Below are 23,417 nucleotides of genomic sequence, written 5' to 3'. Positions count from 1 at the left end.
GTCGCAAGATAGCGTGCCTCCTCTGCTTGCGCAGGCCCCCTCATCCGGCCCTTCGGGCCACCTTCTCCCCAGCTGGGGAGAAGAGACTGGCTCAGCCGTCAGCGACCTCTTCTCCCCTCGGGGAGAAGGTGGCCGCGAAGCGGCCGGATGAGGGGGCCTGTTCGTTCCATCAGTCACTGAAACGCATTAGGCTTAAGCCAGAATGCTGCTGCAAAGATTCCTGATCCGTCTTCTGACGATGGCGATCACGCTGTTCGGTGTGGCCGTCGTCGTCTTCGTCGTCATCCGCGTCGCGCCGGGCGATCCGATTGCGATGATGCTGCCGCCTGGCGCCACCGATACCGACATCGCGCGGCTGCGCGCTCTCTACGGGCTCGACAAGACCATCGTCCAGCAATTCTTCATCTGGCTGGCCGGTGTCGTCAGGGGCGATTTCGGCACTTCGATATCATTGCGACAGGATGTGCTCGGGCTGGTCTTCAATCGCCTCCCGGCGACGCTGGAACTCGCCATCGTCGCGCTCCTGATGGCGGTGGCGATCGGCGGCACCACGGCGATCCTCGGCGCGCGCGAGCGCGGCACCGCGGTCGAAGCCGGCATCGACATTGCCAGCGGTGCGGCGCTCTCGATTCCCGATTTCCTGTGGGGTCTGGTGCTGATCCTGCTGTTCGGCGTGCTGGTGCCTATCTTCGACATTTCCGGCCGGGTGTCGCCGCAGCTCGACCTGCCCTTCGCCACGCAATTCTATCTGTTCGAAAGCATTGTGCGACTGCGCTTCGACCTGACCAGGGACCTTTTGGCGCACATGCTGATGCCGGCGATCGCGCTGGCACTGCCGCTGGCCGCCATCATCTCGCAGCTGTTGAAACAGTCGCTCAAGGAAGTGCTCGACCTCGACTATGTCGTGCTAGCGCGGGTGAAGGGGTTTTCGGAAACGCAGGTCATCCTGCGCGAGGCGCTGAAGAACGCAGCATTGCCGACGCTAACGCTGGTCGGCGTCCAGTTCACCTTCCTGATCGGCGGCACGGTCATCGTCGAGAGGCTGTTTTCCTATGAAGGCCTCGGCAATATGGCGATCGATGCCGTCATCAACCGCGACCTGCCGTTGATCCAGGGCATCGTACTGGTGTTCGCGCTGCTGTTCGTGCTGATCAACCTTGCCGTCGACATGATGTACGCGCTGCTCAATCCGAGGCTGCGCCATGGATGAGGCCCGCATTTCAAGACATGGCTCGCGGGCACGCCTGTGGCTGGCCGGCGGCTGGCTGCTAATTGCGCTGCTGGCCGCGATTTTTGCGCCGCTGGTCGCGCCGCAGGACCCACTGGCGCAAGACCTGATGCTGGAGCGGCTGCCGCCGTTCTGGCTGACCGGTGCCGAGCCCGGCTACTGGCTGGGCACCGACAGCCTCGGCCGCGATCTGTTGTCACGGCTGATCTTCGGCGCTCGCATCGCCTTCATCGTCGCCTTCGCCGCCGCGATCGCCGCCTGCCTGGTCGGCTCGATGCTCGGCCTGATATCAGGCTATTTCGGCGGCTGGGCCGACCGCATCATCTCGCGCATCGTCGATGTCTGGATGGCGTTCCCGCCGGTGCTGTTCGCCATCCTGCTGGTTGCCGTGCTCGGTACCGGCTTGAGCTCGGTCATCATCGCGATCGCCGTCATCGACTGGACGCGCTTCTGCCGGGTGATCCGCGCCGAGGCGATGGGCCAGTCGCGAATGGACTATGTCGAGAACGCCCGCATCGCCGGCTATGGCCGCATCGGCATCATGCTGCGCGAGGTGCTGCCCAATGTGGTGCCGTCGATCGTGGCACTGCTGTCGCTTGAGATGGGCATTGCCGTCATCGTAGAGGCGATCCTGTCCTTCGTCAATCTGTCGATCTCGACCGACGATCCGACCTGGGGCGGCATCATCGCAGAGGGCCGCTTGTCGATCCATCAGGCCTGGTGGGTGCTGGTGTTCCCGCTGGTCACGCTGATCCTGACGGTGCTGTCGTTCAGCCAGTTCGGCGAAGGTCTCAGGGCACGTTTCGATCCGGTGCTGCGATGAACGCGCGGGCGAAATCTTGCCTCGACATACGCGACCTTAGCGCCGTTCTGCCCAACGGCCAGCGCGTGCTGCGCTCGGTGTCGCTCGCCGTCGGGCCCGGAGAAGTCCGGGCGCTAGTCGGCGAGAGCGGCGCCGGCAAGACGATGATCGGCAAGGCGGTGCTCGGCGTGCTGCCACCCAGCGTGCGCATCGTCGAAGGCGATATGCTGCTCGAGGGCGAGGACCTCGGCAAGCTTCTGCCCAAGGCAAGGCGCACGCTGATCGGCGCGCGCACGGCGCTGATCCCACAGGATCCCTTGACCGCGCTCAATCCGTCGCGCCGCATCGGCCCGCAGATGACCGACCGGCTGGTGCGCATCCTGCGCTGGAGCGGTGAGAAGGCCGATGCACGCATCCGTCAATTGCTGGATGAGGTGCAGATCCGCGACCCCGAGCGTGTCCTCAAATGCTATCCGCACGAACTGTCCGGCGGCATGCGCCAGCGCGTGCTGATCGCCGCCGCGTTTGCGGCCGAACCAAGGCTGATCGTCGCCGACGAGCCGACCACGGCGCTCGACGTGACCGTACAGAAGCAAATCTTGCGGCTGATCGCGCAGTTGCAGCGCGAGCACGGCACGGCGATCCTGTTCGTCACCCATGATCTCGGCGTCGTCGCCAAGATCAGCCAGAAAGTCTCGGTGCTCTATGCCGGCAAGGTGGTGGAGGAGGCCGAGACGGCTGCCCTCTTCGCCGCCCCGCAGCACCCTTACACACGGGCGCTGATGGCGGCGACGCCGCGCTACACCGATCCGCTTGCATCGCTGAAACCGGTGGACGAGGCGGTGCTGGCCGGACTGGCCGCGGAGATCGCCACGGCCGACCAGGCCTGGAGGCGCCCGCATGGCTGAGCCGCTGTTTTCCGTGCGCGGGCTCAAGGTCGCGTTGCCCGACATGACGCGCAAGCCGCTGATCGGCCGGGCGCCGCTGGCCGAGATCCTGAAGGGCCTCGATTTCGACCTGCCCAGGGGCTCGGTGACCGGCATCGTCGGCGAATCCGGCTCCGGCAAATCGACGCTTGGCCGTGCCTTGGTGCGGCTTCTGGAGCCGAGCGCCGGCAGCATCAGCTTCGAGGGCCGCGATATCACCCATCTGCCGGAAGCGGAGCTGCGGCCGCTGCGCCGCAATCTGCAGATGATCTTCCAGGATCCGATGTCGTCGCTCAATCCGCGCCGCACCATCTTCAGCATCATCGCAGCACCGCTCAAGCAGAACGGGCTTGGCGACAGCCTCAGGGATCGTGTCGCGGAGGCACTTCAGCGCGTCGGCCTGCCGCAAAGCTTCGCCAGTCGCTACCGCCACGAACTGTCGGGCGGTCAGCGCCAGCGCGTCGGCATCGCCCGCGCCCTGGCGCTGTCGCCGAAATTCGTGCTAGCCGACGAGATCGTCTCCGGCCTCGACGTCTCGACGCAGGCACAGATTCTGACGCTGCTGGAAAAGCTCGCGGCGGAGATGGGCCTCACCGTTGCCTTCATCAGCCATGATCTGTCGGTGATCCGGCGACTGTGCCGGCAGGTGATCGTCATGCGCGAGGGCGCGATCGTCGAAGCCAGCGCGACGGACGATTTGTTCGAGCACCCGCAGCAGGCTTATACGCGCGACCTCCTCGCCGCCATTCCGCTGCCCGAGATCGATGACGCTTGGTTGCTGCCCGCCGCAAAGGCGCGGGCATGAAACACAATCCTATTCGCACGCCGAAGAGCGGGCCTCGGACGTGCGCCGACAAGTCAGCTCGCGAAACGGAGGAGAACTGGAATGAAATACGCAATCAGAAACACGATGCTTGCGGCCGCTCTGCTCGGCTCGATGGGAGCAGCCTCGGCTGATTCGATACCCGGCATGCGTGGCCACGACCACACCGGGGTCACCGTCCCCGACATGCAGCAGGCAGTCGAGTTCTTCACCGAAGTGGTTGGCTGCAAGAAGGCGATGTCGTTCGGCCCGTTCGCCGACGACAAAGGCACGTTCATGCAGGATCTGCTGGGCGTCGATCCCAAGGCGGTGGTCGAGGAGATCACCCTGGTCCGCTGCGGACACGGGTCGAACATCGAGCTGTTCAAATACACCGCGCCGGACCAGAAGGACCTGACGCCTCGCAACAGCGACATAGGCGGCTTCCATATCGCCTTCTATGTCGACGACATCGCCGCCGCAAAAGCCTATCTTGACGGCAAAAGCGTCAAGACGCGGATGGGGCCGCTGCCGGTTACCGAAGGCCCGGCAGCCGGCCAGACCATCCTCTACTTCCAGGCGCCTTGGGGCTTGCAGTTGGAAGCGATCAGCTATCCCAATGGCATGGCCTATGAAAAAGATGCGGAGACGGTGCTGTGGAGCCCGAAGAACCCGGAAAAATAGCCCGGGAGTCCCTGGCCTGCGCAAGCCGACTGCCGGCAAGCTGGGTTTCCGAGGCGGATTGTTTCAATCCTGAAACTTCAAGCTTGAATTAATCCGCCTCAGGCGTAAACTCGACGGACAGAAGCGAAGAGGAGATCGCACGATGAAAGTTGCGGTTCTCGGCGGCGGACCAGCCGGGCTCTACTTTGCCATCTCGCTGAAGCTCAGGGATGCCTCGCATGAAGTGACGGTGTTCGAGCGCAACCGTGCCGATGATACGTTCGGCTGGGGCGTCGTGCTGTCGGCCGAAACGCTGGAGAACCTGACCAAGAACGACCCGGTCAGCGCCGTCTGGATCCGCAAGCACTTCGCCTATTGGGACGACATTGCCGTCATCCATGACGGCGTGCGCACGGTCTCGACCGGCCACGGCTTTTGCGGCATCGGCCGCAAACGGCTGCTCACGCTGCTGCAGCGGCGGGCGCGCGAACTCGGCGTCAAGCTGGTCTTCGAAACCGACATCGCCGATCCCAATCCGTATATGGAGACGCACGACCTGGTCGTCGCCGCCGACGGGCTGAACTCGAAAGCGCGGGGCACCTTCGTCGACGTGTTCAAGCCCGATATCGATGTCCGCAAATGCAAGTTCGTCTGGCTCGGCACCCACCAGAAATTCGACGACGCCTTCACCTTCATCTTCGAGAAAACCGAGCATGGCTGGGTGTGGGCGCATGCCTACCAGTTCGATAGCGATACCGCGACCTTCATCGTCGAATGCAGCGAGCAGACCTGGCAGCGCTTCGGCTTCGGCGCGATGTCGCAGCAGGAATCGATTGCCGTCTGCGAGCGCATCTTTGCCCGCCATCTCGGCGGCCACGCGCTGATGACCAACGCCAATCATATCCGCGGCTCGGCGTGGATCAATTTCCCACGGGTCTTGTGCGAACGCTGGTCCTACAAGAACCTGGCGCTGATGGGCGACGCGGCGGCGAGCGCGCATTTCTCGATCGGTTCCGGCACCAAGCTGGCGCTGGAAAGCGCGGTGGCGCTGGCCGACTATGTCGAGTCCGAACCGGACCTCGAGGCCGCCTTTAACAAATATGAGGATGCGCGGCGCACCGAAGTGCTGAAGCTGCAGTCGGCGGCGCGCAATTCGCTCGAATGGTTTGAGGAGGTCGAGCGCTATCTCGGCCTCGATCCGGTGCAGTTCAACTATTCGCTTTTGACACGCTCGCAGCGCATCAGTCACGAGAATTTGCGGCTGCGCGATGCCGAGTGGCTGGCCGGCGCCGAGGAATGGTTCCAGCGCCAGGCCGGCGCCGGGGGCAATAATCTGCGTCGCGCGCCAATGTTTGCGCCGTTCCGGCTGCGCGACATGGCGCTGCAGAACCGTGTCGTCGTCTCGCCGATGGCACAGTACAAGGCGGTCGACGGCTGTCCGACCGACTGGCATTTCGCCCATTATGCCGAACGGGCCAAGGGCGGCGCCGGCCTCCTCTACATCGAGATGACCTGCGTCAGCCCGGAGGGCCGCATCACGCCTGGCTGCCCCGGTTTCTATGCGCCCGAGCATGAGGTCGCCTGGAAGCGGCTGGTCGAGTTCGTCCATGGCGAAACCGAGGCCAAGATCTGCGCCCAGATCGGCCATTCCGGTGCCAAGGGGTCGACCATGCTCGGCTGGCAAGGAACCGACGTGCCGCTGCCCTCAGGCAATTGGCCGGTTATGGCAGCGTCTTCCGTGCCGTGGTCGCCGGAAAACCAGGTGCCGAGGGCGATGAACCGCGCCGACATGGATATGGTGCGCGACCAGTTTGTCGGCTCGGCCGAGATGGCGGCGCGCTGCGGCTTCGACATGCTCGAAATCCACGCCGCGCACGGCTATCTCCTGTCCTCCTTCATCACGCCCCTGACCAACCGGCGCACCGATGCCTATGGCGGCTCGCTGGAAAACCTCATGCGCTATCCCTTGGAAATCTTTCACGCGGTGCGCGCCGCGTGGCCGGCCGAGAAGCCGATCTCGATGCGCATCTCCGCCAATGACTGGCTGGGCATCGAGGGCGTGACGCCGGCCGATGCCGTAGAGATCGCGCGGCTGCTGCATGAGGCCGGCGTAGATATCTGCGACGTATCTGCCGGCCAGACTTCGGCCGTGGCAAGACCGGTCTATGGCCGCATGTTCCAGACGCCGTTTTCCGACCGCATCCGCAACGAGGTCGGCATGGCGACGATGGCGGTCGGCAATATCTATGAGCCGGACCACGTCAACTCGATCCTGATGGCGGGCCGTGCCGATCTCGTCGCACTGGCTAGGCCGCATCTTGCCGATCCCTACTGGACGCTGCATGCGGCCGTCACGCTTGGCGATCGCGGCGTCAAATGGCCGGATCCCTATCTGCCCGGCCGCGACCAGCTCTACCGGCTGGCCGAACGCGAAGCGGCAGCGCGGTTGAAAGTATGAGTGCCGCCGCGACGATTTCCGGGCGGCATGCGCTGGTCACCGGCGGCGGCTCCGGCGTCGGCCGCGCAATCGCGCTGGCGCTGGCCGGCGCCGGCATCGACGTGACCATCTGCGGCCGGCGCGTGGAGCCGCTTGCCGAGGTCGCCGCCGAGAACAAGCGCATCTTCGCCAATGCCGCCGACGTCACCGACGAGGCATCGATGGCGTCGCTCTACGAGGCCGCGGAAGCGGCACGCGGACCGTTCGACATCGTCGTTGCCAATGCCGGCATGTCCGGCAGCGCCCCGGCGCAACGGACCTCGCTGGCAGACTGGCAGCGCACGCTCGACGTCAACTTGACCGGTGCGTTCCTGACCGTGAAGCCGGCATTGGCCGGCATGGCAGTGCGCAAGACTGGCCGTATCATCTTCGTCGCTTCCACCGCCGGACTGAAAGGCTATCCCTATGTCGCAGCTTATGTTGCCGCCAAGCATGGCGTCGTCGGCCTGATGCGGGCACTCGCCGTCGAGACCGCCAAGTCCGGCATAACAGTGAATGCCGTGTGCCCAGGGTTTGTCGAAACCGAGATGCTGGAGAGCGCCGTCCAGCGTATCGTCGAAACGACCGGCCGCTCGTCGGAGCAGGCACGGACAAGCCTTGCCGCGAGCAACCCGCAAGGCCGCTTCATCCAGCCGGAAGAAATTGCGGCCGCCGTACTTTATCTGTGTGGCGACGCCGCCCGGTCGATTACCGGGCAGACGATTTCGATCTCCGGAGGTGAGACATGGTAGCCGGTCCCCTGCCCGCCCCGTCCGGACCCGGCAAGGACCGCCTGCGGCTGTGGATACGCCTGCTGCGCGCCTCGCGCACCATCGAGGCCGAGCTGCGCGAACGCCTGCGGCAAGAGTTCAACACGACGCTGCCACGCTTCGACGTGATGGCCGCGCTCTACAGGGCGCCGGAAGGCATGCTGATGAGCGACCTGTCGCGCTTCCTGCTGGTGTCCAACGGCAATGTCACCGGCATCATCGACCGCCTGGTCTCGGAAGGGTTGGTGATGCGGGCCCGACGCAATGGCGACCGCCGCACTTCGATGGTGCGGCTGACCGAAGAAGGGTCGAAGACGTTCGCCGTGATCGCCGCCGCGCATGAAAAATGGGTCGGCGAGTTGCTGGGCAATGTGAGCGAGAACGAGGCGCGCCGGTTGACCGGCATGCTGACCTCCTTCCGCAGCAATTGGGAGGGACGGGAATGACGAAGATGGCGGGCCGCAAGCCGAAGCATTTCCTCTGGCAGGTCGAAGGCAAGATCGCAAAGATCCGGCTCGACCGGCCCGAACGCAAGAACCCGTTGACGTTCGACAGCTATGCCGAATTGCGCGACGCTTTTCGCGATCTCGTCTATGCCGACGACGTCGATGCGGTGGTGTTCCTGCCCAATGGCGGCAATTTCTGCTCGGGCGGCGATGTCCACGACATCATCGGTCCACTGGTCAAGATGGACATGAAGGCGCTGCTCGCCTTCACCCGCATGACCGGCGATTTCGTCAAGGCGATGCTGAATTGCGGCAAGCCGATTATTGCGGCGGTCGACGGCGTGGCGGTCGGCGCCGGCGCGATCATCGCCATGGTCTCCGATATCCGCATCGCCACGCCACAGGCCAAAACGGCTTTCCTGTTCACCCGCGTCGGCCTTGCCGGCTGCGACATGGGCGCCTGCGCGATCCTGCCGCGCATCATTGGCCAGGGCCGCGCCGCCGAGCTGCTCTATACCGGCCGCACGATGAGCGCCGAGGAAGGCGAGCGCTGGGGCTTCTACAACCGGCTGGTCGATGCCGCAAAGCTCGAGGCCGACGCGCTCGACATGGCCGCGCGCATCGTTTCCGGCCCGACCTTCGCCCATGGCATGACCAAGACGCAGCTGAATCAGGAATGGTCGATGGGGCTTGACCAGGCTATCGAAGCGGAAGCGCAGGCGCAGGCGATCTGCATGCAGACCCGCGATTTCGAGCGGGCGTACACGGCTTTCGTCGCCAAGGAAAAACCGGTGTTCGAGGGGAACTAGGATGGTTGTTTCAATGGATACGCTGGCGGGACGGCGCCCCCCTCTGTCCTGCCGGACATCTCCCCCACGAGGGGGGAGATTGGCAGTTCCATTGCCTCGCCTCTTCTTGCAACGCTGGAAATTGGCGAAAGCGCCCGCGACAGCCAATCTCCCCCCTCGTGGGGGAGATGTCCGGCAGGACAGAGGGGGGCGCCGTAGAGCGCAACGCCTTAAACACGGCGGAGGCATCCATGCCTGACCGTTCCTTCCTTTCTTGGCCCTTCTTCGAGGATCGCCACAGCGCGCTTGCTGAAAAGCTGGAGGTGTGGTGCGCGAAGAACCTGCCGGTCGATCACCACGACGTTGATGCCGCCTGCCGTGAGCTGGTGGCGAAGCTCGGCCGGGACGGCTGGCTGAAACCAACCGCGCTCGACACCGACAACCCCTCACCGCTCGACGTGCGTACGCTCTGCCTCACGCGCGAGACGCTGGCCCGGCATGACGGGCTGGCCGATTTCGCCTTCGCCATGCAAGGGCTCGGCACTGGTGCGCTCAGCCTGTTCGGCTCGCTCGAGCAGCAGCATTGGCTGGCTAAGACACGGGCCGGCAAGGCAATTTCGGCTTTCGCGCTTTCGGAGCCGCGCTCGGGATCGGACGTCGCCAATATGGAAATGACGGCCACGCGCGACGGCGACAGCTATCTCCTATCCGGCGAAAAGACCTGGATCTCCAACGGCGGTATCGCTGACTTTTATGTTGTCTTTGCCCGTACCGGCGAGGCGCCCGGCGCCAAGGGGCTTTCCGCCTTTGTCGTGCCTTCCGAAACCGAAGGGCTGATCGTTGCCGAGCGGCTGGAGGTGATTGCGCCGCACCCGCTCGCCCGGCTGTCCTTCGACAATGCACGCATTCCAGCCTCGGCGCTGATCGGCAAACCCGGTGACGGTTTTCGCATCGCCATGTCCGTGCTCGACGTGTTCCGTTCGACTGTCGGCGCAGCGGCACTCGGCTTTGCCCGGCGCGCGCTGGACGAAAGCATCGCAAGAGTGGCCGAGCGCAGGCTGTTCGGTGCGCCGATGGCGGAGCTGCAGATGGTGCAGGGCCACATCGCCGACATGGCGCTGGATGTCGATGCCGCCGCGTTGCTGGTCTATCGTGCCGCCTGGACCAAGGACATGGGCGCGGCTCGGGTTACCCGCGAAGCCGCCATGGCCAAGCTGTTCGCTACCGACAAAGCGCAAGAGGTGATCGACAAGGCTGTGCAACTGCATGGCGGCGACGGCGTCCGCAAGGGCCATATCGTCGAAAGCCTGTATCGTGAGATCCGGGCGCTGCGCATCTACGAGGGAGCGTCCGACGTGCAGAAGGTGGTGATTGCACGGCAGGTGATGGGGGCGGCCTGAGACCGGAGTTGTGTGGAAGAATTGATTGTCTTTGAGTTTTAAGCGACCGGATTTGAGCATTGGGAGGTTTTGACATGCACACCATCCTGCAGCCGGAAGGCTGGGCGAAACCCGTCGGCTACGCCAATGGCGTCGCCGCGCGTGGACAGCTTGTCTTCGTCGGCGGGCAGGTCGGCTGGAACGGACAGGGCCGCTTCGAGACCGATGATCTTGTCGGCCAGGTGCGGCAGACGCTGGCCAATATTGTCGCCGTGCTCGCCGAGGCCGGCGCCACGCCGGAGCATATCACCTCGATGACCTGGTACTTTACCGACAAGGCGGAATATCTGGCCAATCTCAAGGGGATCGGCGAGGTCTATCGCGAGGTGATCGGCCGGCATTTTCCGGCGATGGCCGCTATGCAGGTGATGGCGCTTGTCGAGGATCGCGCCAAGGTTGAGATCCAGGCCACGGCGGTTATTCCGGAGTGACGGCAACACGCGGCAATTTTTTAAGCTTAAAACTTTCGCCTTGAAAAGCGCGGTACTTTGGATAGCATCCGATCTTACGACTGCCGTGCCGGGAGGGCTTTCCGGCAGTCCGGTCACTTGGCGTATCAAAGCCGTGCGGGGCCAAACCCGTCCGATCACAACCAGAGGGAACGAAAATGAACTTCACCCGTCGCAACCTGCTGCTTCTTGCTGCCGCAATCGGCATCGCCGGCGGCCCGGCCTATGCCGAAGGCACGCTGAATGTCGGCGCCTATCCGACCAATCCGCCTTTTGAATACAAGAACGAGAGCGGCACGTTCGAGGGTTTCGAAGTCGACATCATCAATGAGGCGGCAAAGCGTATCGGCATGACCACTGATATCGCCGATCTCGGCTTCCAGGCGCTGTTCGCCGCCACCACCTCGAAGCGCATCGACGTCGCCATCTCGTCGATCACCATCACGCCGGAGCGGCTGAAGTCGCAGTCGTTCACGCAGCCCTACTACGATTCCGACATGGGCATCGCCGCGAAGGCCGACAGCCCAATCAAAGCCGAGGCCGACCTCAAGGGTAAGATCGTCGGCGTGCTGTCCGGCTCGACCGGCGAAGCCTGGGTCAAGGCCCATCAGGAAGCGGACGGGTTCAGTGACGTCAAAGGCTACGACACCCAGCAGAATCTGCTGCTCGATCTCAGCTCCGGCCGCGTCGATGCGGCGGTCAGCGATATTCCGGGCCTGGAATATTCTTTCACCAGGATGAAGGATCTCGCCGTAAAAGAGCGCATCAAGACCGGCGAGCAGTACGGCCTGATGATGACCAAGGACCACCCGCTGCTCGGCAAGCTGAACGACGCGCTGACCGCGATGAAGAAGGACGGCACGCTGGCCGCGATCCACAAGAAGTGGTTCGGCAGCGATGCACCGGCCGATTCCTCGACCGTCAAGGAAATACCTATGCCGAAGGCCTGAACGTCAGTTCGCGCTTAAATGTCGTGCCGGCTTTCGTGCCGGCACGATTTCGGATTTCGGGCTCGGGCTCGAGCGTCGCGGGACGCCAAACGTTTCGGAAATGCTGCGATGTCGCTGCTGGACACCTTCTTCAACGCCGACGTCATGGTCTCCAGCCTGCCGGCGCTGCTGCGCGGTTTCCTGAACACGCTGCTGCTTGGAATCATGAGCATCGGCATCGGTATTCCCGTCGGCCTCGCGATCAGCCTGGTGCGGCTCTATGCGCCAAAGCCGCTTCGGCTGCTGGCTGTCGGCTACATCGACATTTTCCGGGCGATGCCGGTGCTGGTCGCGCTGATCCTGATCTACTATGCGCTGCCGTTCCTCGGTATTCGCCTGTCATCGTGGACTTCCGCGGTGATGGCGTTCGCCATCATCATGGCGGCCTATTCGGCCGAGGTGTTCCGCTCCGGCATAGAGAGCATTCCGCGCGGCCAGTTCGAGGCGGCGCAGGCGCTCGGACTGCCGTTCTTGCTGACCTTGCGCAAGGTAGTGCTGCCGCAGGCGATCCGCGTGGTCATTCCGCCAATGACCAGCAATTGCGTTTCGATGTTCAAGGATACTTCGCTCGCATCCACCGTGGCGCTGCCCGAACTGCTGAAGGAAGCGACCAACGCGCAGTCGCTCTATGCCAACCCCTCACCGCTGATCGGCGCGGCGCTGGTCTATCTCATCTTTCTCTGGCCGATGGTCCGTCTCGTCAGCCTCCTTGAACGCCGCTTCCAAACCGAAAAGACCCGCTGAATCTGTCAGCGCACTTCGCAGGAGACGACCTTGAACCAGCATCAGATTTCGAAAACCGGCGATGCCGCAGCTTTCCCGGTCGAGACGATCCGCGCCATGTTTCCCGCCTTGCAGCAAGCCGGGGACTTCGTCTTCATGGACAATGCCGCCGGCGCGCAGATCCCGCAAAGCGTACTCGATGCGGTCACCAACCATTTGGTCGCGCATAATGTGCAGCGCGGCGGCCGCTATGGCCGCAGCGTCACCGTCGACCAAGCCGTCGCCGGCGCACGCGAAAGCGTGGCCTTGCTGATCAACGCCACCAACCCGGCGGAAATCTGTTTCGGCATGAACGCCACTTCGTTCATCCGCCTGGTCAGCCTCGGCATCGGCCAGATGCTTTCCGAGCGACCAAACGAGGAGCGTGATGAGATCGTCATCACCGACATGGACCACGACGCCAATATCGCGACGTGGCTGGCGCTGGCGCCGGCCGGCGCCAAGTTCAAATGGTGGCGGATGCGCGAGGACGGTAATCTGCATGTCGACGATTTGCGCCCGCTGGTCTCCGAGCGCACCCGGCTCGTGGCCTGCACGGTGACGGCGCATTCGATCGGCTCGATTGTCGACGTTGCCTCCGTGGCTGGGATTGCGCATGCGGCAGGCGCTGAAGTGTTCCTCGACTGCGTGCATTACGGACCGCACGGGTTGATCGATGTGCAGGCTTGGGATTGCGACTATCTGGTCTGCTCCGGCTATAAGAATTTCTCGCCGCATATGGGCTTCCTGTGGGGCCGCTTCGAAACGTTGAAGCGCTTGCCGACCTTCCGCGAGGATTTCATCCCCGACGAGCCGCCTTACAAGATCGAGGCCGGTACCTTCATTTACGAGAACGTCTCCGGCATGGATGCCGCGGTGCGCTACCTCGAATCGATCGGCCGCAATTTTGCTCCAGCCAATAACCGGTCGCGCCGCGACAACATCGTCGCCGGCATGAATGCCATCCGCGACTACGAGCAGGTGCTGGCGCGCGAAATGCTGGCGGTGCTCAAAGATTGCGGCGCTACGATCTACGGCGTGACCGAAGAGGCACGCCTCGGCGAGCGCGTGCCGACCTTCTGCTTCAACATCGGCACGCTGTCGCCGCAGAGGATCGTCGAGGAGATGGCCGAGATGCAGATCGGCATCCGCGACGGCCACATGTACGCGCCGCGCCTGATGAAGCGGCTCAATCTCAGCATGGACAGCGGCGCGGTGCGCGCCTCGCTGGTGCATTACAATACGATCGAGGAAGTCCGGCGCTTCGGCGAGGCGCTCCGCACCATCATCGCCCGGCTGTCCTGATCGGGCTGACCGGCGGCGCCGGCGCGATTCTCGTGGAGCGCGAAGGCGGTCGCACCCGGGTTCTCCAGGCCAGGGCGCAATTGCATGCTTGGGATCAAGTAATCGCCGCCATTCTGCTGCCGATAAGGAATGGGCCGGATTGTCTCGAGCGTCCGCATCCTCTCGCGCAGTCGCTCCGCGACAGGCTCGAAATCGGCCTCCCCGAAACGGTCCACCCTGTAGACCACGAACGGCGGAAGCACGTCGTAGCCCGGATAGTAGAGAATCCCGTGATTGATCGGGAACAGCAGATCGTCGATCGGGCCGTTGACGCCGCGGGCGGAATAATGCTCCTCCCAGCCGCCGGTGGTCACGATCAGCATTGCGCGCTTGCCGGCGAGCGTTCCCTCACCAAAGCGGTCGCCCCACCGCTTGTCGCTGTGCTCGCCAACGCCATAGGCGAAGCCGTAGGCGTACACCCGGTCGACCCAGCCCTTGAGGATCGCCGGCATGGCGTACCACCACAGCGGGAACTGGAGGATCAGGGTGTCGGCCCATAGCAGCTTGTCGATCTCGGCATTGACGTCATCGGTCAGAGTGTTCGTCGCGAAAGCCTTTTTGGAGGCGCCGGCCGGCAGGAAACGTGCTTCGGGCGGCCACGACGGAAAGTCGGCACGGTCTACCTCGGATTTCCAGCCATCGGCATAGAGGTCAGACACCCGCACCTCGTGGCCCTGGGCCTCGAGTTCCCTGATGGCGACGTCACGCAACGCGCCGTTGAGCGAACGCGGTTCAGGATGAGCGAAAACAAGCAGGACTTTCATGGGTCTACTTCGAAGAAGGGCGATAGACACCAAAGGTAGCCAGCCGTTGGCTGATCCGCTATATGTAGGAAATGTATAAGATAATGCCGAATAATGGATAGATCGGACGTCACTCTCGAGCGCATGCGCACCTTCGTTCGCGTCGCCGAGCGCGGCAGCCTCTCGGCGGTGGCGCGCGAGCTCGGAGTTGGACAGTCGACGATCACACGGCATTTGCGGGAACTCGAGGAGGCCGTCGGCGTGCCCTTGCTCAGCAGGACCACCCGGCGTGTCACGATGACCGATGAAGGCAGCCGTTACTATGCCGACAGCGTCCAGATCCTGCGCCTCGTTGAGCAGGCCGGCGATGAGGCGCGGGGCACGCGCGGCGCGTCGGCCGGCACGATCCGGATATCCTGCACGGCGGCGCTCGGGGTCTTGCATGTCAGCCGGCTGATCTTCGGCTTTCAAGACAGCTATCCCGACATCGGCATCGATCTCAGCCTAACCGACGAGCGCATCGACCTTGTGCGGGAGGGCGTCGACATCGCGCTTCGTCTCGGTCCGCTCACCGACAGCTCGATGAAACTGCGGGCGCTCGGCCAGTCCCGACGTCTGCTGGTGGCGGCGCCGGCCTATCTGGCGGCGCGCGGCAGACCGGCTGTCCCGCAGGATCTGCCTGGCCATGAAGGCATCCGGATGTCGAACATCGCGGGAAGCGACATGCTCGTCCTGCAGGGGCCGGGCGGCGAGACTTTTGCGGTGCCCTTTGGCGGGCGATTTCGTGTGGACCATGGGCTTGCCGCGCGGGAAGCCCTTGTCGCCGGACGCGGTATCGCACCCGCCCACCACTGGCTTGTCGACGATCTCCTGGCGGCCGGCCGGCTGGAGGTGGTCATGCCGGGCTATTTTCCGCCTCCCGTCCCGCTGAGCATGCTGATCGTTCCGGAGCGTGCGGGCATTGCCCGGGTGCGGCTACTGGTCGACTTTCTCGTCGAGCAGACCTCCGGCATTCCGGGTATCGAGAAGCGGTAGCCAGCCGGCAAACCTCGCCGGATCAGGCGGCCTTCTTCTTCGCCAACCTGGCCTTGATGCTGGCGACGTCGGCACGCGGCGTCGCCGCAAACAGCGTCCTGGTGTAACTGTGCTTGGGGTCGGCGAAGACCTCGTCGCGCGAGCCGTATTCGACCGCTTCGCCGAAATACATCACCATCACGTCGTCGGCGATGTAGCGCACCACCGACAGGTCGTGGCTGATGAAAACATAGGTCAGCTGAAACTCGTCCTGCAGGTCGGCAAGCAGGTTCAGCACCTGCGCCTGCACCGACAGGTCAAGCGCCGAGACCGGCTCGTCCAGCACCAGAAGGCTGGGGTTGAGCATCAGCGCGCGGGCGATGGCGATCCGCTGGCGCTGGCCGCCCGAAAACATATGCGGGTAGCGATTATAGTGCTCGGGGCCGAGACCGACCTTCTTCAGCATCTTCATGGCAAGATCGCGCCGCTCGTCGGCCGTGCTGTCGGTGTTGATGAGCAGCGGCTCGCCAAGCACGTCGCCGATCTTCTGGCGTGGATTGAGCGAACCATAGGGGTTCTGGAAGACGATCTGCACCTTGCGGCGCATTTCCTTCGACAGGCCGTCCCTTGCGATGTCCACCTTCTTGCCGTCGATGAAAAGCTCGCCGGAGGTCGCCGGATCGATCAGGGTGATGATGCGGGCAAGTGTTGACTTGCCGCAGCCGCTCTCGCCGACGATGGCCAGCGTGTTGCCCTTGTTGACGCTGAACGAAACACCCTTGACCGCATGAACCGTACGGGAAGGGCGGAAAAGCCCGCCGCCGACATGATAGTCGCGCACGATGTTCTTGCCTTCGACTACCGTCACGCTCATGAGGCGGTTCCTCCTGCGGACCGCGCTGCGACTACAGATGGGGCCGGCTCGAACAGCATGTCGGAAACAGTAGGCAACCGGTCGCCGACGGCGTTTTCCGGCAGCGCCGACAGGAGCGCGCGCGTGTAGTTGCTCTTGGGGGACTCGAACAGCGACAGCACGTCGGCCTCTTCCATCTTGCGGCCCTTGTACTGGACGATGACACGGTCGGCGGTCTCGGCAACCACCCCCATATTGTGGGTGATCATGATCAGACCCATGCCATATTTGGCCTGCAGGCCGACCAGCAGATCGAGGATCTGCTTCTGGATGGTGACGTCGAGCGCTGTGGTTGGCTCGTCGGCGATCAAAAGCTTCGGATTGCAGGCGATGGCGATGGCGATCATGACGCGCTGGCACTGACCACCCGACATCTGGTGCGGGAAGGAGCCCAGCCGTTCCTCGGGGTCGGCGATGCCGACGAGCTTCATCAGTTCAATGGCGCGCGCCCGGCGCTGGGCGCGGTCCATACCCATGTGGAAGCGCAGCACCTCCTCAATCTGGAAGCCGACGGTAAAGCACGGGTTGAGGCTGGCGACCGGCTCCTGGAAGATCATCGAAATGTCCTTGCCGACGATCTTGCGCCGCTCGGATGGGCCGAGCTTAAGCAGGTCGATGCCGTCGAAGGCCATGCTGTCGGCCCTCACTGTCGCGGTGTTGGGCAAAAGCCCCATCACCGCCAGCATCGCCACCGATTTTCCCGAACCGGATTCGCCGACGATCGCCAGCACCTCGCGCGGTTCGACCGACAGGTCGATGCCTTGTACCGCCATGAATGGTCCGGCGGCGGTGTCGAACGAAACGGTCAGGTTCTTGATCTCGAGAAGAGGCATTGGATTATGACCTCTTCAGCTTGGGATCGAAGGCATCGCGCAAGCCATCGCCGATCAGATTGATGGCAAGCACAGTGATCAGGATGGCAAGGCCGGGGAAGGTCACCACCCAAGGCGCGCGCAGGATGAACTCGCGCGCCGAGGCCAGCATCGTGCCCCATTCCGGCGTCGGCGGCTGCGCACCGACACCGAGGAAGCCGAGCGCCGCAGCCTCGAGAATAGCGTTGGAGAAGGACAACGTGGCCTGCACGATCAGCGGTGCCAGGCAGTTCGGCAGGATCGTCCTCACCATCAAGCGAAGATGACCGGCACCAGCCACCTTGGCGGAGATCACATATTCGCGGTTCTTTTCTGCCATCACGGCGGCGCGGGTGAGGCGCGCGAAATGCGGCTGCAGCACCAGCGCGATCGCCAGCATGGCGTTGAACAGGCCTGGGCCGAGGATCGCCACCAGCACCAGCGCCAGAAGCAGCGACGGGAAGGCCAGGATGATATCCATGATGCGCATGATCAGCGTGTCGACCCAGCCGCGGAAATAGCCGGCGAGCACGCCAAGCACGATGCCGCTGGTGAGTGAGAAGACGACGACCACCAGGCCTATGAACAGCGAAAAACGCGCCCCGAAGATCAGCCGCGAAAGCATGTCACGGCCGACCGCATCGGTGCCGAGCAGGAACATCGATTTGCCGCCTTCCTGCCAGGCAGGAGGCGCCAGCAGTGCATCGCGAAACTGCTCGTCGGGCGAATGCGGGGCGACGAACGGCGCAAAGATCGCCACCAGCACCAGCGCCGAAAACACGACAAGGCCGATGACGGCCCCGGTGTTCATCGAGAAGTAATGCCAGAACTCGGCGAAAGCCCGTTGCCTGCCGCCTGTCGGGATGGAGGCGGCGGTAGCTTCGGCGGCGGATTCGTCGGTCATCTCACTGCACCCGGATGCGCGGGTTGATGACGGCGTAGAGCACGTCGACGATCAGGTTCACCGCCATGACGATCAGCGCGATGATCAGCAATCCGCTCTGCACGACGACATAGTCGCGCTTGCCGATGGCGTCGATCATCCATTTGCCGATGCCTGGCCAGGAAAAAATGGTCTCGGTCAGAATGGCGCCCGCCATCAATGTGCCGACCTGCAGGCCAATGGTGGTGACCACCGGGATCAGCGCGTTGCGAAAAGCGTGCAGACCGATGACGCGGCGCGGCGCCAGGCCCTTGGCGCGCGCGGTGCGGACATAGTCCTCGCCCAGCACCTCGAGCATCGCCGAGCGCGTCTGGCGCGCTATGACGGCGAGCGGGATCGTCGCCAGCACGATCGACGGCAGGATCAAATGGCTGACGGCAGATTTAAAAGCGCCGCTCCTGCCGGAGATCAGGCTGTCGATGAGCATGAACCCGGTCGTCGGCCTGAAGAAATACTGCAGGCCGATGCGGCCGGAAACCGGCGTCCAGCCGAGATAGCCGGAGAAGAAGATAATGAGCAGCAACCCCCACCAGAAGATCGGCATCGAATAGCCGGTCAGGGCGACACCCATCGTCGCCTGGTCGAACCATGAGCCGCGCTTGACCGCAGCGAAGATACCGGCGGGGATGCCAAGCAGGACGGCGATGATCAACGCCACCGTCGCCAGTTCCAGCGTGGCTGGAAACAGCGCCTGGAATTCGCCGAGCACCGGCCGCTTGGTGGCAATGGATATGCCGAAATCGCCTGTGAGGACCCTGCCGATATATTCCAGGTACTGGATGACATAGGGCCGGTTGTAGCCAAACTGCTCGATGAGCTGGGCGTAGCGTTCGGGGCTGACGCCACGCTCGCCGGCCAGGGCCAGGATGGGATCGCCAGGCAGAAGCCGGACGAAGGCGAACGCCGCCAGCGATATGCCGAACACGGTCGGGATGATCAAAGCGAGCTTGTGGAGGAGATAACGGAGCATCTTGCTTCATAGAACGGCGGCGCGGGAAGTCCAGCGCCGCCGTTCAATTTCTCAGGACTTATTCGGTGACGTCGACGCCGTCAAACCGATGAATGCCGAGCGGGTCCATAACGAAGCCCGACACCTTCTTGTTCATCGGCATGAAGACCTTGGAGTGGGCGATGGTCAGCCACGGAGCCTCACGCTTGAACACCACCTGAGCTTCCTCGTAGATCTTGGTGCGCTCGGCGACGTCGGTCGTCGCCTTGCCCTTCTTCAGCAGATCGTCGAACTCCTTGTTGCACCAGATCGCATAGTTGGACTGGCCGATAGCATCGCAACCGAGCAGGAACAGGAAATTGTCCGGGTCGCCATTGTCACCGGTCCAGCCCAGTTCAAAGGCGCCGTCACGATCCTTGGCCTTGCCGCGTTGGCGGTATTCGGTCCATTCGTAGCTGACGATCTCCGCCTTGACGCCGACGGCAGCGTAGTCGGCCTGGATCAACTCGGCCACGCGCTGGGCGTTCGGGTTGTAGGGTCGGCTGACCGGCATTGCCCAGATCTTCATCGACAGATCCTTGACGCCTGCATCGGCCAGCATCTTCTTGGCCGCCTCGGGATCATAGGGATCGTCCTTGATGTCCTTGTTGTAGGACCACATGGTCGGCGGAATCGGATTGACGGCAACCTTGCCGGCGCCCTGATAGACGGCGTCGATAATCGCCTTCTTGTTGACCGCCATGTTGAGGGCCTTGCGGACCTCGACCTTGTCGAAAGGCGGCTGCGTCGTGTTGTAGGCGAGATAGCCTATGTTCAGGCCTTCCTGCTCGTCGACCTTGAGGTTCGCGTCACCCTGCAGCCCGGCAATGTCGGCCGGCGCCGGGTATGACATGATATCGCACTCGCCTGCCTTCAGCTTCTGCGCGCGCACGGCCGGATCGGGCGTGATGGCGAAGATCAGATCATCGATCTTCTGGCGGCCGCCATAGTAGCCGTCCCACGCCGCATAGCGCACGACCGCATCGACCTGATAGTCGACGAACTGGAACGGACCAGTGCCGACCGGCTTCTGGGTGAACTGCTGCCTGGTGCCGGCCTTGTCGAGCTGGTCGGCATATTCCTTGGAGACGATCGAGGCGAAATCCATGCCGAGGTCCGGCAGGAACGCGACTTCAGGCTTGTTCAGCACGAATTTCACCGTCAGGTCGTCGACCTTGACGATTTCCTTCAGGAGATCGGGGAAGCCCATGCCGGTGAAATATTCCCAGCCGGTGCCTTCCAGATAGCTGTACCACGGGCTTTCTTTCTTCCACTGGCGTTCGAAGGAAAAGATCACGTCGTCGGCGTTGAGGTCGCGCGTCGGCGTGAAATAATCGGTCGTCTGGAATTTCACACCCGGGCGAAGCTTGAAGGTGTATTCGAGACCGTCGTCGGAAACCGTCCAGCTCTCGGCCAGGCCGGGCGAGATGGTGGTCTTGCCATGCTCGAACTCGACCAGGCGCGAATAGATGGTGCGCGACGAGGCATCGAAGTCGTTGCCGCCGCTCCATGGCGACGGGTCGAAGCCGGCCGGCGAAGCCTCCGAGCAATAGACCAGTTGTTTTGCATTGGCCATGCCGCCGAGGACGCTTGCAGCCAGCAACGCGGCTGCAAAAGTCAGTTTCTTTTTCATTGAGCACTCCCTGATGTTCTTCCAAGCCCCTCTGTCAGGCTCGCGAAGGCCGCATATAAGCACCGTTTTTCTAGCTTTGGAACTGCTTGTTTGCCTAACCCACGGGAAGCAGAAAAAAATTCCGGCACGCGACAAATTGTGGAAAAAACGAGCCGAATCCGCAGATCACGACATTATTAGCGACTTCAATTTTTTGTTGATCGGTAATGCCGCCAATTGGGGGGGAATCGAGCCGTTCGGCTCAAGAGATGCGCGTCCGAAAACCGGTCGCGGCCAAGAGGTTTGACAGCAAGTCTTACCGCACTCCAAGTGGCGAGGCTTGCACGGCCGCCGCGTGTGGCAATACATAGATAGATGGACAGTGTGCTGGATTTCCCAGGTTCCGGCCATGGCGGCAAGCGTGGGATACCTTTGTTGGTCAGGGGCGGCGGCGCGCAAGCATGCCGAAACAATAAGAACGATTGAGGGAGCGACAGGTGGCAAAACCGGCAAAGACAACCAACGCGGCGAAAGCAAAGGCCGAGGCAGCATCGAAAGCGGTCAAGTCAAAAACGGCCGCCGCCAAGCCGACGGCTACCGCGAAGGCAAGCGCGAAGCCGGCGGCGAAGACCACGGCTGGAACGGCTGCTAAACCGGCAACCGGCAAAACGGCGCCGGCAGCAAAGTCTGCCGCCAAGCCGGCGGCGAAGGCAGTGCCGATAGCGCCACGACCGCCGGCAGGTCCGGCCAAGAGATTACCGAAGGCGATCACGTCGCTGACCGCCGGCCTGCCGGAAAAACCGTGGCTCAAGAGTTATCCAAAGATCGTGCCGGCCGAGATCGGCGCCCTGCCCTCCAGCTCGATCGGCGACTTTCTCGTCGCAGTGTGCAAGCAGTTTGCGAATCGGCCGGCCTTCGTCTGCATGGGCAAATCGATCACCTATGCCGACCTCGAGCGGCAGTCGGCCGCCTTCGGCGCCTATCTGCAATCAACGGGGCTGCAGAAGGGCGCGCGCGTCGCGCTGATGATGCCGAATGTGCTGCAATACCCGGTGGCGATTATGGCAGTGCTTCGCGCCGGCTATGTCGTGGTCAACATCAATCCGCTCTACACGCCGCGCGAGCTGGAGCACCAGCTCAAGGATTCCGGCGCTCAAGCCATTGTCATCCTCGAAAATTTCGCCTGCACCCTGCAGGCGGTGATCGCCAGGACCGCGGTCAAGCATGTCGTGGTCGCCTCGATGGGCGACATGCTCGGCGGGCTCAAGGGAACGATCGTCAATTTCGTTGTACGCCGCGTCAAGAAGATGGTGCCGGCATGGTCGCTGCCCGGCCATATCAAGTTCAACGCTGCGTTGAAGGCCGGCTCCGGCCTGGCCTTCAGGCCCGCAAAGGTCGCGGCCGACGACATCGCCTTCCTGCAATACACGGGCGGCACGACCGGCATCTCCAAGGGCGCGATGCTTTTGCACAGCAACATTTTGGCGAACGTCGCGCAGAACGCGTTATGGGCCGAAGACGCCTTTACCGTCAAACCGAAGCCGGCGCATATGAACTTCCTCTGCGCGCTGCCGCTCTATCACATTTTTGCGCTAACGGCGAACGTGCTGGTAGGCATGCAGCAAGGCGCACAGAATGTCCTCATCCCCAATCCGCGCGACATTCCCGGCTTCGTCAAGGAGCTGCAGAAATACCCAATCCACATCTTTCCGGGCCTCAACACGCTGTTCAATGCGCTGCTCAACAATGAGGATTTCCGCAAGCTCGATTTCAAGCCGCTGATCCTGACGCTGGGTGGCGGCATGCCGGTGCAGAGGGCCATCGCCGAACGCTGGAAGGCGCTGACCGGCTGCCCGATCAGCGAAGCCTACGGGCTCACCGAGACCTCGCCGGGGGCAACCATCAACAAGTTCAGCGACGGCGTTTACACCGGCACGATCGGCCTGCCGCTGCCCTCGACCGAGATCGCCATCCGCGACGACGACGGCAACAATTTGCCGCTCGGCGAAGTCGGCGAAATCTGCATCCGCGGACCGCAGGTGATGGCCGGCTACTGGAACCGGCCAGACGAGACCGCCAAGGTGATGACCGAGGATGGCTTCTTCAAGTCGGGCGACATGGGCTTCATGGACGAGCGCGGCTACACCAAGATCGTCGACCGCAAGAAGGACATGATCCTTGTTTCCGGCTTCAACGTCTATCCGAACGAACTCGAGGAGGTGGTGGCGCAGCATCCGGGCGTACTCGAAGTGGCGGCGATCGGCGTGCCGGACGAGCATTCGGGTGAAGTGCCGAAGCTGTTCGTCGTCAAAAAGGACCCGGCACTGACCGCCGAGATGCTGACGGCTTATTGCCGCGAGAACCTGACCGGCTACAAACGCCCCAGATATATCGAGTTCCGCACCGAACTGCCGAAGACACCGGTCGGCAAGATCCTGCGCCGGGCGTTGCGGGGCTAGGCGCAGCTTG

Annotated in this window: 23 protein-coding genes; 17 read left to right on the top strand and 6 right to left on the bottom strand. The window is 63.1% G+C overall.

The window, feature by feature from the left end; translation table 11 throughout:
• The first annotated feature begins 202 nt into the window (after positions 1 to 202).
• From NKG60_RS25380 to NKG60_RS25315, 14 genes are all read left to right on the top strand, one after another.
• A complete protein-coding gene (locus tag NKG60_RS25380; RefSeq protein ID WP_352866928.1) occupies positions 203 to 1,210 on the top strand; it encodes an ABC transporter permease in 1,008 nt (335 codons plus the stop codon).
• Positions 1,203 to 2,051: an ABC transporter permease gene (locus tag NKG60_RS25375; protein ID WP_352866925.1), complete on the top strand. Its 849-nt coding sequence runs from the start codon at positions 1,203 to 1,205 to the stop codon at positions 2,049 to 2,051. The genes NKG60_RS25380 and NKG60_RS25375 overlap by 8 nt, the downstream gene beginning before the upstream one ends.
• Complete coding sequence (locus NKG60_RS25370) at positions 2,048 to 2,938, top strand: ABC transporter ATP-binding protein (protein ID WP_352866923.1); 891 nt, start codon at positions 2,048 to 2,050, stop codon at positions 2,936 to 2,938. Before NKG60_RS25375 ends, NKG60_RS25370 begins: the two co-directional genes overlap by 4 nt.
• Complete coding sequence (locus NKG60_RS25365) at positions 2,931 to 3,761, top strand: ATP-binding cassette domain-containing protein (RefSeq protein WP_352866920.1); 831 nt, start codon at positions 2,931 to 2,933, stop codon at positions 3,759 to 3,761. The genes NKG60_RS25370 and NKG60_RS25365 overlap by 8 nt, the downstream gene beginning before the upstream one ends.
• An 81-nt stretch (positions 3,762 to 3,842) precedes the next feature.
• A complete protein-coding gene (locus NKG60_RS25360) occupies positions 3,843 to 4,442 on the top strand; it encodes a VOC family protein (RefSeq protein ID WP_352866919.1) in 600 nt (199 codons plus the stop codon).
• Between the two features lie 142 nt (positions 4,443 to 4,584).
• Positions 4,585 to 6,879 carry a bifunctional salicylyl-CoA 5-hydroxylase/oxidoreductase gene (locus NKG60_RS25355; RefSeq protein WP_352866916.1) on the top strand — a complete coding sequence of 765 codons (2,295 nt, stop codon included), beginning with the start codon at positions 4,585 to 4,587 and terminating at the stop codon, positions 6,877 to 6,879.
• Positions 6,876 to 7,649, top strand: a complete 774-nt coding sequence (locus tag NKG60_RS25350; protein ID WP_352866914.1) for an SDR family NAD(P)-dependent oxidoreductase — start codon at positions 6,876 to 6,878, stop codon at positions 7,647 to 7,649. The genes NKG60_RS25355 and NKG60_RS25350 overlap by 4 nt, the downstream gene beginning before the upstream one ends.
• Entirely contained in the window at positions 7,643 to 8,113 is a 471-nt protein-coding gene (locus NKG60_RS25345) for a MarR family winged helix-turn-helix transcriptional regulator (protein WP_352866912.1), read from the top strand. Before NKG60_RS25350 ends, NKG60_RS25345 begins: the two co-directional genes overlap by 7 nt.
• On the top strand, positions 8,110 to 8,922 hold the full coding sequence (locus NKG60_RS25340; protein WP_352866910.1) for an enoyl-CoA hydratase family protein: 813 nt from the start codon (positions 8,110 to 8,112) through the stop codon (positions 8,920 to 8,922). Before NKG60_RS25345 ends, NKG60_RS25340 begins: the two co-directional genes overlap by 4 nt.
• Before the next feature lie 230 nt (positions 8,923 to 9,152).
• Entirely contained in the window at positions 9,153 to 10,301 is a 1,149-nt protein-coding gene (locus tag NKG60_RS25335) for an acyl-CoA dehydrogenase family protein (protein WP_352866907.1), read from the top strand.
• Positions 10,302 to 10,375: 74 nt separating this feature from the next.
• Positions 10,376 to 10,771 (top strand): RidA family protein, encoded by a 396-nt coding sequence (locus NKG60_RS25330; RefSeq protein ID WP_352665353.1) that lies wholly within the window; start codon positions 10,376 to 10,378, stop codon positions 10,769 to 10,771.
• A gap of 176 nt (positions 10,772 to 10,947) precedes the next feature.
• Entirely contained in the window at positions 10,948 to 11,739 is a 792-nt protein-coding gene (locus tag NKG60_RS25325) for an ABC transporter substrate-binding protein (RefSeq protein WP_352448543.1), read from the top strand.
• 108 nt (positions 11,740 to 11,847) lie between these two features.
• Positions 11,848 to 12,522: an amino acid ABC transporter permease gene (locus tag NKG60_RS25320; RefSeq protein WP_352866904.1), complete on the top strand. Its 675-nt coding sequence runs from the start codon at positions 11,848 to 11,850 to the stop codon at positions 12,520 to 12,522.
• 30 nt (positions 12,523 to 12,552) lie between these two features.
• A complete protein-coding gene (locus NKG60_RS25315) occupies positions 12,553 to 13,845 on the top strand; it encodes a cysteine desulfurase-like protein (RefSeq protein ID WP_352975869.1) in 1,293 nt (430 codons plus the stop codon).
• Here the strand turns inward: NKG60_RS25315 and NKG60_RS25310 are convergent.
• Positions 13,776 to 14,648 (bottom strand): NAD(P)H-dependent oxidoreductase, encoded by an 873-nt coding sequence (locus tag NKG60_RS25310; RefSeq protein WP_352866898.1) that lies wholly within the window; start codon positions 14,646 to 14,648, stop codon positions 13,776 to 13,778. The two genes, NKG60_RS25315 and NKG60_RS25310, sit on opposite strands and share 70 nt — an antisense overlap.
• Before the next feature lie 93 nt (positions 14,649 to 14,741).
• On the opposite strand from NKG60_RS25310, the gene NKG60_RS25305 reads away from it, so the two are divergent.
• Positions 14,742 to 15,662 (top strand): LysR family transcriptional regulator, encoded by a 921-nt coding sequence (locus tag NKG60_RS25305; RefSeq protein ID WP_352866896.1) that lies wholly within the window; start codon positions 14,742 to 14,744, stop codon positions 15,660 to 15,662.
• Positions 15,663 to 15,684: 22 nt separating this feature from the next.
• On the opposite strand, the gene NKG60_RS25300 is transcribed toward NKG60_RS25305, so the two are convergent.
• The 5 genes from NKG60_RS25300 to NKG60_RS25280 are packed head-to-tail and all read right to left on the bottom strand — an operon-like array spanning position 15,685 to position 20,969.
• Positions 15,685 to 16,515 carry a dipeptide ABC transporter ATP-binding protein gene (locus NKG60_RS25300; protein ID WP_352975866.1) on the bottom strand — a complete coding sequence of 277 codons (831 nt, stop codon included), beginning with the start codon at positions 16,513 to 16,515 and terminating at the stop codon, positions 15,685 to 15,687.
• On the bottom strand, positions 16,512 to 17,387 hold the full coding sequence (locus NKG60_RS25295) for an ABC transporter ATP-binding protein (RefSeq protein WP_352665358.1): 876 nt from the start codon (positions 17,385 to 17,387) through the stop codon (positions 16,512 to 16,514). The genes NKG60_RS25300 and NKG60_RS25295 overlap by 4 nt, the downstream gene beginning before the upstream one ends.
• Positions 17,388 to 17,391: 4 nt before the next feature.
• Positions 17,392 to 18,309 carry an ABC transporter permease subunit gene (locus NKG60_RS25290; protein ID WP_023676823.1) on the bottom strand — a complete coding sequence of 306 codons (918 nt, stop codon included), beginning with the start codon at positions 18,307 to 18,309 and terminating at the stop codon, positions 17,392 to 17,394.
• Between the two features lies 1 nt (position 18,310).
• A complete protein-coding gene (locus NKG60_RS25285) occupies positions 18,311 to 19,318 on the bottom strand; it encodes an ABC transporter permease subunit (protein ID WP_023676822.1) in 1,008 nt (335 codons plus the stop codon).
• Positions 19,319 to 19,376: 58 nt separating this feature from the next.
• Complete coding sequence (locus NKG60_RS25280) at positions 19,377 to 20,969, bottom strand: ABC transporter substrate-binding protein (RefSeq protein WP_352665360.1); 1,593 nt, start codon at positions 20,967 to 20,969, stop codon at positions 19,377 to 19,379.
• A gap of 13 nt (positions 20,970 to 20,982) precedes the next feature.
• On the opposite strand from NKG60_RS25280, the gene NKG60_RS25275 reads away from it, so the two are divergent.
• Both NKG60_RS25275 and NKG60_RS25270 read left to right on the top strand, forming a co-directional pair.
• Complete coding sequence (locus NKG60_RS25275) at positions 20,983 to 21,255, top strand: hypothetical protein (RefSeq protein ID WP_352866891.1); 273 nt, start codon at positions 20,983 to 20,985, stop codon at positions 21,253 to 21,255.
• A 190-nt stretch (positions 21,256 to 21,445) separates the two neighbouring features.
• Positions 21,446 to 23,407 (top strand): long-chain fatty acid--CoA ligase, encoded by a 1,962-nt coding sequence (locus NKG60_RS25270; RefSeq protein WP_352866889.1) that lies wholly within the window; start codon positions 21,446 to 21,448, stop codon positions 23,405 to 23,407.
• Positions 23,408 to 23,417: the final 10 nt, after the last annotated feature.

Source organism: Mesorhizobium sp. M1428 (assembly GCF_040317515.1).
In the GTDB taxonomy this organism is placed as follows: Bacteria; Pseudomonadota; Alphaproteobacteria; order Rhizobiales; family Rhizobiaceae; genus Mesorhizobium.
Note: the sequence above shows the minus strand (reverse complement) of the source record. Positions and strands in the feature narration are given on the sequence as shown.

Bases quoted from the DNA above. Each gene is read 5' to 3' on its own strand.
- NKG60_RS25355 (WP_352866916.1), top strand. From the start codon at position 4,585: ATGAAAGTTGCGGTTCTCGGCGGCGGACCAGCCGGGCTCTACTTTGCC.
- NKG60_RS25335 (WP_352866907.1), top strand. From the start codon at position 9,153: ATGCCTGACCGTTCCTTCCTTTCTTGGCCCTTCTTCGAGGATCGCCAC.
- NKG60_RS25300 (WP_352975866.1), bottom strand. From the start codon at position 16,515: ATGAGCGTGACGGTAGTCGAAGGCAAGAACATCGTGCGCGACTATCAT.
- NKG60_RS25360 (WP_352866919.1), top strand. From the start codon at position 3,843: ATGAAATACGCAATCAGAAACACGATGCTTGCGGCCGCTCTGCTCGGC.
- NKG60_RS25320 (WP_352866904.1), top strand. From the start codon at position 11,848: ATGTCGCTGCTGGACACCTTCTTCAACGCCGACGTCATGGTCTCCAGC.
- NKG60_RS25325 (WP_352448543.1), top strand. From the start codon at position 10,948: ATGAACTTCACCCGTCGCAACCTGCTGCTTCTTGCTGCCGCAATCGGC.
- NKG60_RS25350 (WP_352866914.1), top strand. From the start codon at position 6,876: ATGAGTGCCGCCGCGACGATTTCCGGGCGGCATGCGCTGGTCACCGGC.
- NKG60_RS25370 (WP_352866923.1), top strand. From the start codon at position 2,048: ATGAACGCGCGGGCGAAATCTTGCCTCGACATACGCGACCTTAGCGCC.
- NKG60_RS25310 (WP_352866898.1), bottom strand. From the start codon at position 14,648: ATGAAAGTCCTGCTTGTTTTCGCTCATCCTGAACCGCGTTCGCTCAAC.
- NKG60_RS25330 (WP_352665353.1), top strand. From the start codon at position 10,376: ATGCACACCATCCTGCAGCCGGAAGGCTGGGCGAAACCCGTCGGCTAC.
- NKG60_RS25290 (WP_023676823.1), bottom strand. From the start codon at position 18,309: ATGACCGACGAATCCGCCGCCGAAGCTACCGCCGCCTCCATCCCGACA.
- NKG60_RS25305 (WP_352866896.1), top strand. From the start codon at position 14,742: ATGGATAGATCGGACGTCACTCTCGAGCGCATGCGCACCTTCGTTCGC.
- NKG60_RS25285 (WP_023676822.1), bottom strand. From the start codon at position 19,318: ATGCTCCGTTATCTCCTCCACAAGCTCGCTTTGATCATCCCGACCGTG.
- NKG60_RS25365 (WP_352866920.1), top strand. From the start codon at position 2,931: ATGGCTGAGCCGCTGTTTTCCGTGCGCGGGCTCAAGGTCGCGTTGCCC.
- NKG60_RS25275 (WP_352866891.1), top strand. From the start codon at position 20,983: ATGTTCTTCCAAGCCCCTCTGTCAGGCTCGCGAAGGCCGCATATAAGC.
- NKG60_RS25380 (WP_352866928.1), top strand. From the start codon at position 203: ATGCTGCTGCAAAGATTCCTGATCCGTCTTCTGACGATGGCGATCACG.
- NKG60_RS25280 (WP_352665360.1), bottom strand. From the start codon at position 20,969: ATGAAAAAGAAACTGACTTTTGCAGCCGCGTTGCTGGCTGCAAGCGTC.
- NKG60_RS25295 (WP_352665358.1), bottom strand. From the start codon at position 17,387: ATGCCTCTTCTCGAGATCAAGAACCTGACCGTTTCGTTCGACACCGCC.
- NKG60_RS25340 (WP_352866910.1), top strand. From the start codon at position 8,110: ATGACGAAGATGGCGGGCCGCAAGCCGAAGCATTTCCTCTGGCAGGTC.
- NKG60_RS25375 (WP_352866925.1), top strand. From the start codon at position 1,203: ATGGATGAGGCCCGCATTTCAAGACATGGCTCGCGGGCACGCCTGTGG.
- NKG60_RS25345 (WP_352866912.1), top strand. From the start codon at position 7,643: ATGGTAGCCGGTCCCCTGCCCGCCCCGTCCGGACCCGGCAAGGACCGC.